The 11,797-nt window shown below is 68.3% G+C and carries 10 protein-coding genes; 5 read left to right on the top strand and 5 right to left on the bottom strand.

Annotated elements, in window-relative coordinates; translation table 11 throughout:
* Nucleotides 1-8 precede the first annotated feature (8 nt).
* Nucleotides 9-1,430 (bottom strand): TIGR01777 family oxidoreductase, encoded by a 1,422-nt coding sequence (locus OZ403_RS07655; protein ID WP_268783804.1) that lies wholly within the window; start codon nucleotides 1,428-1,430, stop codon nucleotides 9-11.
* Between the two features lie 31 nt (nucleotides 1,431-1,461).
* Here OZ403_RS07655 and OZ403_RS07650 point away from each other — a divergent pair, with 31 nt between their 5' ends.
* The 3 genes from OZ403_RS07650 to sitI6 all read left to right on the top strand — a co-directional run bounded on the left by OZ403_RS07650 (nucleotide 1,462) and on the right by sitI6 (nucleotide 3,914).
* Nucleotides 1,462-2,424 (top strand): L-threonylcarbamoyladenylate synthase, encoded by a 963-nt coding sequence (locus OZ403_RS07650; RefSeq protein ID WP_268783803.1) that lies wholly within the window; start codon nucleotides 1,462-1,464, stop codon nucleotides 2,422-2,424.
* Nucleotides 2,425-2,498: 74 nt separating this feature from the next.
* Complete coding sequence (sitA6, locus tag OZ403_RS07645) at nucleotides 2,499-3,167, top strand: SitA6 family polymorphic toxin lipoprotein (protein ID WP_328285511.1); 669 nt, start codon at nucleotides 2,499-2,501, stop codon at nucleotides 3,165-3,167.
* A gap of 27 nt (nucleotides 3,168-3,194) precedes the next feature.
* Nucleotides 3,195-3,914, top strand: coding sequence for a SitI6 family double-CXXCG motif immunity protein (gene sitI6 / locus OZ403_RS07640; protein WP_442929762.1), 720 nt, complete (start codon nucleotides 3,195-3,197; stop codon nucleotides 3,912-3,914).
* Nucleotides 3,915-4,068: 154 nt separating this feature from the next.
* On the opposite strand, the gene OZ403_RS07635 is transcribed toward sitI6, so the two are convergent.
* Both OZ403_RS07635 and OZ403_RS07630 read right to left on the bottom strand, forming a co-directional pair.
* Nucleotides 4,069-4,545: a hypothetical protein gene (locus OZ403_RS07635; RefSeq protein WP_268783802.1), complete on the bottom strand. Its 477-nt coding sequence runs from the start codon at nucleotides 4,543-4,545 to the stop codon at nucleotides 4,069-4,071.
* A 436-nt stretch (nucleotides 4,546-4,981) separates the two neighbouring features.
* Complete coding sequence (locus tag OZ403_RS07630) at nucleotides 4,982-8,527, bottom strand: DEAD/DEAH box helicase (RefSeq protein WP_268783801.1); 3,546 nt, start codon at nucleotides 8,525-8,527, stop codon at nucleotides 4,982-4,984.
* Nucleotides 8,528-8,711: 184 nt separating this feature from the next.
* Here OZ403_RS07630 and OZ403_RS07625 point away from each other — a divergent pair, with 184 nt between their 5' ends.
* Together OZ403_RS07625 and OZ403_RS07620 are read left to right on the top strand one after the other, a co-directional pair.
* Nucleotides 8,712-9,302 (top strand): hypothetical protein, encoded by a 591-nt coding sequence (locus tag OZ403_RS07625; protein WP_268783800.1) that lies wholly within the window; start codon nucleotides 8,712-8,714, stop codon nucleotides 9,300-9,302.
* A 48-nt stretch (nucleotides 9,303-9,350) separates the two neighbouring features.
* Nucleotides 9,351-10,370, top strand: coding sequence for a hypothetical protein (locus tag OZ403_RS07620; RefSeq protein ID WP_140788625.1), 1,020 nt, complete (start codon nucleotides 9,351-9,353; stop codon nucleotides 10,368-10,370).
* Here OZ403_RS07620 and hemH read toward each other — a convergent pair.
* Both hemH and apaG read right to left on the bottom strand, forming a co-directional pair.
* On the bottom strand, nucleotides 10,321-11,409 hold the full coding sequence (hemH, locus tag OZ403_RS07615; protein WP_268783799.1) for a ferrochelatase: 1,089 nt from the start codon (nucleotides 11,407-11,409) through the stop codon (nucleotides 10,321-10,323). The two genes, OZ403_RS07620 and hemH, sit on opposite strands and share 50 nt — an antisense overlap.
* The gene (gene apaG / locus OZ403_RS07610; RefSeq protein WP_140788622.1) at nucleotides 11,409-11,795 is read right to left on the bottom strand and encodes a Co2+/Mg2+ efflux protein ApaG; all 387 of its coding nucleotides are present in this window, start codon (nucleotides 11,793-11,795) and stop codon (nucleotides 11,409-11,411) included. Before apaG ends, hemH begins: the two co-directional genes overlap by 1 nt.
* Nucleotides 11,796-11,797: the final 2 nt, after the last annotated feature.

Below are 11,797 nucleotides of genomic sequence, written 5' to 3'. Positions count from 1 at the left end.
CGGACTCGCTAAGAATGGTGGTATTCAGGGCCCTTCGTCGTGCGCCCCAGCGTGAAGCGCAGCGCGCTTTCCAAGTCGGGAAGGAGGAAGGCGAACCCCAGCCGCTGGGCTGCCTGAGGCACGATTCGCGCGCCATCCAGCAGCGCCTCCTGCCCCATCTGTCCGAAGAGGGTCCGCACGACGGGCGCGGGGACCGGGAAGACGGCCGGACGCCGCAGCACCTTGCCCAGCATCCGGGCGAAGTCCGCCTGCCGCACCGCCCCCGGCGCCACGGCGTTGATGGCGCCGCGCGCGGCGTCGGTGAAGACAGAGAAGTGGATGAGCCCGAGCAGGTCCTCCAGCGACACCCAGCTCATCCACTGTTGCCCGGAGCCGATGGGCCCGCCGCCTCCCGCGAGGAACGCTGGCAGCATCTTCGCCAGGGCACCCTCGCGCGCGTCCAGGACGGGGCCGATGCGCAGGTGCACCACGCGGATGCCCGCGGCCTCGGCGGGCGCGGCGGCGGCTTCCCACTCGCGTGATACCTGGGAGAGAAAGCCCTTCCCGTCCGTGCTGCTCTCCTCGGTGAGGACCTCGTTGCCGCGGTCCCCGTAGATGCTGCTGCCGCCCGCGGAGACGAGCACCTTCGGCTTGCGCTTCATCCGCGCCAGGGCTTCGGCCAGGGTGCGGGTGCCCTGGGTGCGGCTCTTGAGGATGGCGTCCTTGTACTCGGGAGTCCAACGCTGGCCGGCCACGTTGACGCCCGCGAGGTGCACCACGGCGTCCACGCCTTCGAGCGCGTCGGTGTCTACCTCGCCCTTGTCAGGCACCCAGGCGACCTCGTTCCGCGAGGAGTCCGCCTTGCCGCGCACCAGGCGCTTCACTGTGTGGCCGCCCGTGGTGAGAAAGGGCACCAGCGACGAGCCCACCAGCCCCGAGGCTCCGGTGACGGCGATGGTGAGCGGCCCCTGCCCCGCGAAGGCGGCGTGACGCTTCAGGTCTTCGAACGTGACGCGGTGGCGGTACGCGAACATCCGCTCCAGGGTGCGCCGGGCGAAGCCTCCGCCGAAGAGGCTGCCCAGGGGGCCTACGGGGAGGACGTATTCCACTTCGTCATCCAGGATGGACGTGCCCGTGGTGGGCTCGGGCCACATCCGGTGGGTGTGGACCCACTTCGAGAAGGGGCCGGACACCTGCGTGTCCTGGAACATGGCGCCTTCGGAGTAGGCGGTGTGCTCGGCCACCAGGCGTTGAGGGACGGGACCCACGCGCATTCGGACGACGACGCGGGCACCGGTGCGGATGCCATCACCGGTGCGCTCCAGGACCTCCAGCCGTTCCCAGGGAGGCGACAGGCGCTCGAACGCCCCTTCCCGGGCATGCCAGGCGAAGAGTTCAACGGCCGGGACCGGCATCCGACTGCGAGCATCGAAGACGTGCGACTTGCCCATGTTCCCTCCTGGGGCGACAGTGCGGCGGCGCATGATTGCTCCAGAGTCCCTTGAACGCGCGGTGGAATTGCTGCGGCACGGCGGTGTCGTCGCCCTGCCGACGGAAACCGTCTACGGTCTGTCCGCCAACGCGGAGGACGAGCTGGCCGTGCGCCGCGTCTTCGCCATCAAGGGCCGCCCCGCCACCCACCCGCTCATCGTCCACATCCCGGGCGTCGAGCACCTGGACACCTGGGCACGCGAGGTCCCGGAGGCCGCACGGAAGCTGGCCGAGGCCTTCTGGCCCGGGCCGTTGACGCTGGTGCTGCCGCGCACGGCACGGGCCACGGATGCCGTCACGGGTGGGCAGGACACCGTTGCCCTGCGCGTGCCGAATCACCCAGTGGCGCTCGCGGTGCTCCAGAAGCTGGGTGGAGGGCTGGCCGCGCCGAGCGCGAACCGGTTCGGCAAGGTGAGCCCCACCACGGCGGAACACGTGAGGGAGGACCTGGGCGGAGACGTGGACCTCGTCCTGGATGGAGGCCCGTGCACGGTGGGCGTGGAGTCGACCATCGTGGACTTGAGCTCGGATGAGCCCGCGATTCTGCGGCCCGGAGGTCTGGCGGCGGAGGACGTGGAGCGGGTGCTGGGGCGCAAGGTGCCGGTGAGGACTTCGTCCAAGGTGCGCGTGTCAGGCTCGTTGGAGTCACACTACGCGCCGCGTGCCGGCGTGGTGCTGACCGAGCCCGCGCAGGCTGTAGCGCGCGTCCAGGAACTCCGCGGACAGGGATTGCGAGTGGGGGTGCTGGGACCTGCGAGCCTTGCGCTGCCACCCGACGTGTCGCGCTTCGATGTGCCGGATGAGCCCGCAGGTGCCGCGCGAGTGCTGTACGCCCGGCTGCGTGAGGCGGATGCACAAGGGCACGACGTACTGGTGGCGTGCCTCCCGACTGAGAGCGGCCTGGGCATCGCTGTCCGCGACAGGCTGTCGCGTGCCGCCGCTCCGCGCGGGTAGCGATTACGCCAAGCAGCTTGGGTCTGCCTTTGAAGGTAGCGCTTGGGGTAACTTCCGACTGACGCCTGCACGACGTGAGTCCGGAAAGGCCCATACTCTTGCGCACACTCGCTTCAACTCTGCGATTGCTGGTGCTGAGTTGTTTGGTCGTCGCCTGCGCGTCCGCTCCTCCCACACCAGATCCGCCACGTGGCATCGCGGAACTGGAATCCGCGGAGCTTTGCGAGGCCACCGAAGCCGCACCATGTGTCTCCCTGGCTTGTGACGAGGGCTGGTGCGCCTTCTTTCTTTGCGAAGACGTGGCGCCGCGGGTCGAGCCTGCGCTCATGCCCGTTGCTCGGCCACCGCTGCGCAGAGGCTGGGGTGTGCGTCTGGGCATACGCAATGGAGCTCAGCCGGTCATCACATTCCAATGGCGCCCGCACGTCCAGGTTCGGCCGGTCTATCAACTCCCGGCAGGCCGGTACGTCAGGCACCACATCTTTCCCCAAGCGCCTGACCTCGCGCTCTACTTCCAACGAGCCGGCATCAAGATTCACGACTTCACGTTGGTGATTCCCGAGCATGTCCACCGGTACATTTATGGTGGCGGGCCACGCGGAGGACGATGGAATGACGCATGCGCACAGTTCATCAAGGCCCATCCACATCCTCCGCGCCCCGATGTCATCTACCGCCACGCCGGCGACCTGATCTTCCGCTTTGAACTGATCGGGAAGGTCATGCCCTACTACAAGCGCTGAGATTGGCCACCTGAGGAGGCTGGGCTCTTGAAGTTCTATGTGGTCGAAGAAGACAGGAGCGCTGGGTTCACCGGAAACCTACGAGCCCTTCCGCCCTGGGGGTTTCCCGGCGTTACTCCTTGCGATGCATGTGGAGCCGCAGGCGGCTGGGCTGGCCTTCAGTACCCATGTGTCGACCTGTCGGGCCTCCAGGAGCGAGAGGCGCTCGAAAACCCAGGCCGGCAGGTCAGCGTCGAGGAATTCTCCCGGTTGAGGGACCTGGTCCGTCCTTTCGTTCCCAGTTGGGCTCGACTGGAACCAGGCGCCGACTTCGGCCCGCCCACCGGTACGGGCAGCGGTACTTTTGGCGACCTCTTCATGCAGAACCCCTGGTCACTCTACATCCGCCGTGAAGCCCTGGAGCGACTACAGGACGCAGGTATTCATGGCCTCTCAGGCTGCCCGATGAACGTGCGGTTCCGTGGAAAGAACCCATCCGAGTTGCTAGCCATGCAGCTGGAACTCCATGGCCGACTGCACATTGGTGGCGTGCCCCCAGAAATGAGACGTGTCTGCCCGAACTGCGGGATGCAGCGACACGAACTACCTCAGCCGCCGATTCTCGAGGTTCATTCGATGCACGAACCTCCAGAGCTTTTCCGTCTACACGACTGGCCCACATTCATCGTGGCAAGCGAACGAATGGCGGATTCCGTGCGGCGACTCCCCTTGACGGGAGTCCGCTTCAACGAACTCGCGGCCCGATAAGGCCCCCGTTCCGTTTCGGATGAAGGCCGCTCGTCTGCTTCGCGAATGGAACCTCCGCCGAGTGCTACAACCTCACTGCGGATAAGCCGCCCAGAAGGGGGCCGCTGGGTCGGCTGGAACTGGCTCCTGGGCTATAGCTACTCGGATATAATGCTCAAGCCATCAGCAATTCCCTCAGTCGCTCAACAATCGGCTTTTGCTCATCCATGGTCGAGACCGCTTCATACAGCGCCTCAAGCCAATCGTCCCCCTCTCCAAGAGCATAGGACAAGGCGGCAAATGCTCGGGCCTTCGAAAACTTCACCATGGCCTTGAGGTCCACCCGCCCTTCCTCTTCACTCCGGGAGAAATACTCCTCGTCGTACTGAGCGACCAGCCCATCCAGGTCCTTTCGCAGGGCGTCCGTCCCTGAACTGCCACTCCGAATGAGCTCCAGGGCATTGCTGGCAACAGGCTCTACCACTCCGGCATTGCGCAACCCCGCATCACAGGCCGCCACCAAGATCGCCCGTTGGCTCGGCAACGATGCACGCAGGAACTCGTCCGCGAACCCTTGAGCGACAGAATCAATCCGATAACTCTTCTTCACTTTCTCGTTCCTTTCAGAGGCGGGGCCGAGCGAACTCTCCATGGAACCTTCTTCGACTGTCGATGCTGCGCTGGCAAGACCCCGTCCTGAATGGCTTCCGATCTTCGGATGGACCTGGGTAGCGCTCTTCGCAGCCCAGACCTTCGAATTCGTGAGCAGGCGGGTGCCGGACGAGTTGCATTACTCACTGACAGGAAGGCAGACTGCATGAAATTCGGCTGCGGGGCTTCGGACATCATGACAGGCCTTGCGCAACTCATGTTTGGGCTGGCATTGTCATCACCGAATTCGTCAGCTACGGCCCTGCCGCCGATCTCGTCGCGTGGTTCGGTGTCTCGACTCCATCCGAAGTGGGGCCCCTGCTTGGCTCCGCATTTTTCTGGTGGCCGTTGAGAGGCATCATCACCACCGTCAATCCCGTGCTCCCATGGAGAACATGGGGCCTATTGGTCATGTTCGGACGCGAAGCCCCTGCGGATCAGTGCCGAGTCCGGGGCCCCTCCTCTTCCCCAGGTGGAGCCAGCCGCTGAGACAACAGCCCCAGCAACTCCTGTGTCGACAGCCGTCCCGCCGCGTCCTTTCCTTCCAGCACCCCCGCCACCAGCGCGCGCTTGTGCTCGTGCAGCGACAGCATCTGCTCCTCGATGGTCCCCCGCGTCACCAGGCGGTACACCGTCACCGGCCGTTCCTGCCCAATCCGGTGCGCGCGGTCGGAGGCCTGGTCCTCCACGGCGGGGTTCCACCACGGGTCCAGGTGAATCACCGTGGTCGCCGCCGTGAGATTGAGCCCGAAGCCACCGGCCTTGAGCGAAATCAGGAACAGCGGCACGTCCCCCTCCTGGAACGCGCGCACCCGCTCCGCCCGAGCCCCCGCGGGCGTCTGCCCATCCAGGTACTCGTAGTCAATCCCCTCCGCGTCCAGCACCTCGCGCACCAGCGCCAGGTGGGACGTGAACTGACTGAACACGAGCGCGCGATGCCCCTCCGCTCGGAGCTCCCGCACCAACTCCATGAACCGCTCCAGCTTGGCCGACTCCAGCTTCGACCCGGCGTCATACAGCCGCGGATGTGACGCCAGGAGCCGCAGCCGCGTGAGCGCCGCCAGAATCTCGATGCGCCGCTCCTGCTCCTTCATCTTCGGCTTGCGCGTCTCCAAATCAGAGAGCGCCGCCAGCCGAGCGTCCTCGTAGAGCGCCCACTCCTCCGACGAGAGGACAATGGGCACCCGGATGTCCGTCCGAGGCGGAAGCTGCGCCTCCACCTGCGCCTTCGTCCGGCGCAGCAGGAAGGGCTGGAGCACCCGAGCCAGCGCGGGCGCGGCCGTCGGGTCCACGCCCCGCTCAATCGGCGCGGCGAAGCGCGAACGGAACGCCTCCCAGCTCCCGAGCAACCCCGAGAAGACGACGGCGAAGAGGCTCCACAGCTCGCCCAGGTGGTTCTCCAGTGGCGTGCCCGACAGCGCGAACTTGAAGTCCCCCTGGAGCGCCCGCGCCGCCCGGAACCGGTGCGTCGTCGCGTTCTTCAACGTCTGCGCTTCGTCGAAGATGATGGTGGAGAAGCGCAGCTTCGACAGCCGCTCGATGTCCCGCGTGAGCAGGCCATAGCTCAACACCAGCACGTCCTTGGGCCCCAGTTGCTCCAACGTCCGGCCCCGGTCCGCCGCGTCCGAGAACAGCGTCATCCGCAGCGACGGCGCGAAGCGCTTCGCCTCGTCCATCCAGTTGAAGGCCACCGACGTCGGCGCCAGCACCAGCGCGGGCCCCCGCTTGCTCCGGTCCAGGAGCACCGTCAGCGCTTGCACCGTCTTGCCCAAGCCCATGTCGTCCGCGAGCACCCCACCCGCGCCCCACGAAGCCAGCCGTGTCAGCCAGCGGAAGCCCTCCAACTGGTAGTCCCGCAGCTCCGTCTTCAAACCCGTGGACACACGAGGCTTCAGCTCCTTCGCCGCGAAGATGCGCTCCACCAGGGACTGCCACGTCTTGTCCGCCTCCACCTCGGCGCCCGCGTCCTGGAGCGCCGTGAGCGTCTCCACCGCGGAAGGCCCCACCTCCAGGCCATGGCGCGTGGCATGCGCATGGTCCGCCAGCCGCTCCAGGTGCTGCCGCAGCGCCCCTTCAATCTCCACGTAGGACGTCGAGTCCACCTGGACGAAACGTTCCTTCCGCCGCGCCGCATCGAGCAGCCGCGCCAGCTCCACCCGCTCGCCTTCCACGGAGAGCCCACCCAGCACGCCAAACCAGTCCCGCTTCCGCTCCAGGATGACCTTCAGCGCCGGAGGCGCGGCGGCATGGAACAGCCGCACCGGCGCCCCCACCCACTCCAGCTCCGGCTTCGGCTCCAGTTCCACACAGGCCGAGAGCACCGCGAGGCCGCCCTGCGCGCTGGTGAAGCGGAAGGTGAAGGGCAGCTCCTCGGGCTCCGCCGTATCGAGCGGCAACCGGGACTGAAGCAACTCCGCCGCGTCGCGCTCCTGAACGAAGTCACGCACCGCGTGCACGGCCCCCGTCCCCCGCCGGACGTGGACGTCGCGCGCCCCCTCGCCCGGAATGAACGTGGGACTGTCCGGCAACGGGCGCGTGCGCAGCTCCACACGGACCGCCCCGCTCGCATGTGCCTCCATGCGCACCACGGGGGCGTAGCGAAGCGGCACCGACTCCCCCAAGACGCTCCGAGGCAGCGCCACCGGCACGCGCAGGGACAGCTTCGACAGCTGGTCCAGCAGCGCGACGTGGCTCTCCGGCGGAAACGCATTGCCGTGGCGGTTCAGCGCCGTCAGCAGCGCGCGGACCTCGGGGCCCGCGTCCAGCACCGTGAGCACCCGCTGGCTGTCATCCCAGATGTAGAGCCCCTCCTCCGGCTGAGCCTTGCGCAGCCGCTCCAGCATCGCCGTGGGCAGCATCGCGCCATCCACACCCGCGCTCACGATGACCACCCCGTCCCGGTCCTCGGCAACGAGCCCGACCTTCGCGCGCTCGATGCGCACCAGCAGGTCCGGATTCTCGTCCAGGTGGATGCGAGGATGCCCCACCAGTTCGAAGAGCAGCGCGCGCGACGCGGGGGTTTCCGATTCCGGCAGCAACGCCGCCAGGCGCGCGTCCGCCGCCGACAACTGCGAGCCGTGGTCCTGCAGCAGCTTGCGCCGGCTCACCTTCGCGCCCGTGCTGCGCTGGCCCTTCTTGTTGCGCTTGTGCACGTAGGCCGCGAGCTCCACGCCGTACCCGTTGATGACGTCCAGCCGCCAGGAGACCTCGCCGCCTCCGGGCCCACCGGGACTGTCATCGACGGCCCGCTCCAGCGCCCGCAGCGCGCGCTCCCAACCGGGACGGACCAGTTCCTCCAGCTCCTCTCCAAAGGACTCGGACCAGGGCTGGCGCAACCACAGCAACGCCGTGTCGATGGCCGCCAGCAGGTGGACGCAGAATGTCGCGCCACAGGAGCAGTCCCCCGTCACCTCGGTGGGAGCGAAAATCAGCCGGGCCTCGGGAAGGATGAAGCCCGCATGCGCCCCCACAGGCAGCTCGGAGATGCGCGTCTCGCGGAGACGGAAGCCCGGGAGCGGAGCGTCATACTGCATCAGGTCCGGCACCAGCGCGTGCATGGGCCGGGGAGCGACGGACGCCGGAACGCGCGCACGCAGCGCCAGCAGCAGGCCATGGACGCGGTGCGTGCGGGACTCGGCGGGCGGAGCGAGCCGCTCCTCGAGCGAAGCCCGCGACGCCTCCGCCCCTAGCCGCTCCGCCTCCACGAAGCGCCAGGCGAGCGTGGGCAGCAACTCCTTCATCCGGGGAGACGGCATCGCCTCCGTCATCCAACGCGACAGCGAGTCCGTGCTCAGCAACTCCACGAGCCTTCGGCGGGCGAGCACGGGACGCGCCTGGGGCAGCCAGGCCGCTTCCACCAGCGGCATCAGCACCGCCAGGCTCAGCCGCGACAAGTGCTCGAGCCCCTGCGCCCGCAGCCACGCCAGCGCGTCACGGGTCGTATCGAACAAGGGAGTCACGGGCTTCTCAGGCGGCTCGGACATGCACCCGCTTCTTCGCAAAGCACGCACGAAACGCAAGCAGACCCGTGACACGAGGACGCAAGACGGCTGGCTGCCCCTCCACGGCCCCGCTCCACTTTCCGTATGTCCCTGCCGATATGGCCCCCCTGGCCGTGGCGTTTTCACCCAACGACACGCGTACCGCGTCCCGCACGGAGGCCCGCCGATGACGATGAACCCCGCGCTCGTAAGCATCCTCACGCTGCTCGCACTGGTGGGTTGCACGAACCAACGCCAGACGCTGCTGGAGCGCACGAGCAGCTATGTGGTGTACGACATGCCCGCACGGCAGGTCATGAAGGCCGCCGAGGCGGTCCTGAGTGAGCGCGGCTATGCCCTGCTACCCAGCACGGACCCGATGTTCCTCATCACGCCGTGGAAGGTCTCCGGCAACTACGACGTCTTCACCCACTGGTCCCGCGTCTACGTCGAGGGGCGCAAGCGTCCCGACGGCCGGTTCACCGTGCGCGCATACCATATGGCCGCCAACATGCCCGCCCGGACGCAGTCGCTGCCGACGCCGGAGACGACGACCATGACGGCCCCCGAGGAGAAGCAGAACATCATGCCCACGGTCCTGCTCTCCACCGAGCCCGTGCTGGTGCGCTCCGCCAGGCCCAACCTCCGCAGGGACCTCGAGCTCGAATGGGCCATCATGGAGCGGCTCGACCCAGACTTCGCCGGACGCGTCAAGACGCAGGTCGACGTGTATCTCGCGCAGTCGTCCTCGAAGCGGCCGGGTGACGTACTTGAATGACCTCGCCTGCTTCGATATCCCGCGAGGGCTGCCAAGGAGCGTCCCCGCGTGAAGCAAAGCGTGTTTGGTCTGGTCGTCGCCCTGTCACTGACCGCCTGCAAGGAAGAGCCCCGTGGGAAGATGGAGCCCATTCCCCGCCCGCCGGGGATGAAGGACGCTCCGCCTCCCGCGGAGGCCGCTCCCGCTGCTGCCGCGGAGCCGCCCGTGGACCCCTCGAAGGTGGTCCTCCGGTGGAAGATTGCCCAGGGCGCGCCCACGTCGTACCGGCTCGACGTCGAGCGCACCGGCGGCGCGCCCGCCAGCACCGAGGAAGTCACTCCCTCCAAGAGCGCCAAGGGCAAGGGCAAGGAGAAGCCCGCCGCCGTCGCCGCGGCCCCCGCGGCCCTGCCCGGTCCCGTCACCTACTTCATGGAGCGGACCGACTCGGGTGACTACCGCCTCCGCGTCGTCCCCGTGGGCAGCAACGCCGACGCGGACACGGCCACGCTGAGCGAGCGCGGCTTCGTGCTCGACGGCCTGCAGGGCGCCACCCGCAACACCGCCACCCTGGTGCTGGAGCTTCCGAGAGATCCGGTGGGCACCGGTGACGCGTGGTCGCTCGGCACCGAGCTCATCCTCATGGAGGCGCTGGGGCCCCAGTTCCAGGCCGGCCAGCCCGAGCGGAGCAACCGCGTGAAGCTCGCCAGCCTGACGCCCGCCGACGGGGGCGAGCAGGTGGCCACGCTGGAGTACGACATCTCCGAGAAGCTGTCCGGCAAGGTCCGCGGGAAGGACGAGCCCCCCACCTCGCCCGCGCGCGCCGCAGAGGAAGACGCGGAGGCGGACGACTCGGGAGGCCCCCGGCCCCGGGCCACGCCCGAAACCAGCGCCAGCGCCGAGGTGAGCATCACCGGCCGCGGCGAGTTCCTGGTGAAGGCCGGGCGGTGGCGCTCCTGGGAAGGCACCGTCACCTCGGTGACGAAGGGCGGCTTCCCCACCGCCGCGCTCCAGGTGCCCACCGGCGCCCTGAAGCTGCGCCTCACCGCGGTGGAATCGGCGCCGGCGCCGACGGCCCAGCCACAGCAGTAGGCGGCCCGTCCGACTCGCGCACCATGCGCACCACGGCGTCCACCCAGGCCGGGTGGGCGTTGAGGGAGGGGACCAGCGTCAGCGACTCCCCTCCCGCCTCCAGGAACTGCTCCCGCGCGCGGAGGCCAATCTCCTCCAGCGTCTCCAGGCAGTCCGCCACGAAGGCCGGGCACATCACCGCCAGGCGCCTCACGCCCTTCTTCGCCAGCTCCGGCAACACCACGTCCGTGTACGGCTTCACCCACGGCGTGCGGCCCAGCCGCGACTGGAAGGACACGCTCCACCCATCCGCCGGCAGTCCCAGCCGCTGAGCCAGCCCCCGCGCCGTCGCGTAGCTCTGCGCGCGGTAGCAGTGGCGGTTGGCGTCCGTCATGGCGTCGCAGCACGAGGCGGTGGACAGGCAGTGCGTCCCCGTGGGGTCGCTCTTGCGCATGTGCCGCTCCGGCAGGCCATGGAAGCTGAAGAGGACGTAGTCGGCGCGCGCGTCGTCAATCACCGGCCGCGCCACGGCGGTGAAGGCATCCAGGAAGCCTGGGTGCTCGAAGAAGGCCGGCACCGCGCGCACGAAGGGCACGTCCCACGACTGGGCCAGCACCTCGTAGGTGCGCGCCAGCGAGGACGCGGTGGAGGACGCGGCCTCCTGCGGGTACAGCGGCAGCACGGTGAACTCCGACACGCCGCGCGCCTTGAGCGCCGCGATGCCGTCGGGGATGGAGGGCGAGCCATACCGCATGGCCAGCACCACCTCGTACTCCCCCGCCAGCCGCTCGGCCACCTGGGCCGCCAGGGCCTGGCTGTACACGAGCAGCGGCGAGCCCTCCTTCATCCAGATTTTGCGGTACGCCTCCGCGCTCTTCGCCGGACGCACCGGGAGGATGATGAAGTTGAGCAGCGCCCAGCGGCCCAGCGGGTGGATGTCGATGACGCGCGGGTCATTGAGGAATTCGCGCAGGTAGCGGCGCACCGGCCCCGTCTGCGGAGCATCCGGCGTCCCCAGGTTGACGAGCAGCAGCCCTCGCTTCGAAGTGGGCGTTGGCATCAGTGCAGGGAGTTGGGGAGGGTGAGCGCGAACTCGGCGATGCGCGCATCGAAGTGCGTGCCGTCCGGCCGCACCATGTCATAGGTGCCGCGCATGGTGCCGAAGGGCGTGCGCAGCATGGCCCAGCTCGTGTACTCGAACCGCTCTCCGGGCCCCAGGTGGGGCTGGCGGCCCACCACCCCCTCGCCCCGCACCTCTTCCACCTTGCCCGTGGCATCGGTGATGACCCAATGGCGCGCCTTGAGCTGCGCCGGCGCGTCGCCCTCGTTGGCAATCTCCACCGTGTACATGAAGGCGAACTGCCCGGACTCCGGAGCGCTGCGCTCCGGCCAGTAGGCGGGCTTCACGGTGATGCGGATGCCGTCGGTGGTGGCGCTGGAGGACATGC

The organism is Myxococcus sp. NMCA1, assembly GCF_026810205.1.
Lineage (GTDB): Bacteria > Myxococcota > Myxococcia > Myxococcales > Myxococcaceae > Myxococcus > Myxococcus xanthus_A.
This window is presented reverse-complemented; position numbering and strand designations above follow the sequence as displayed.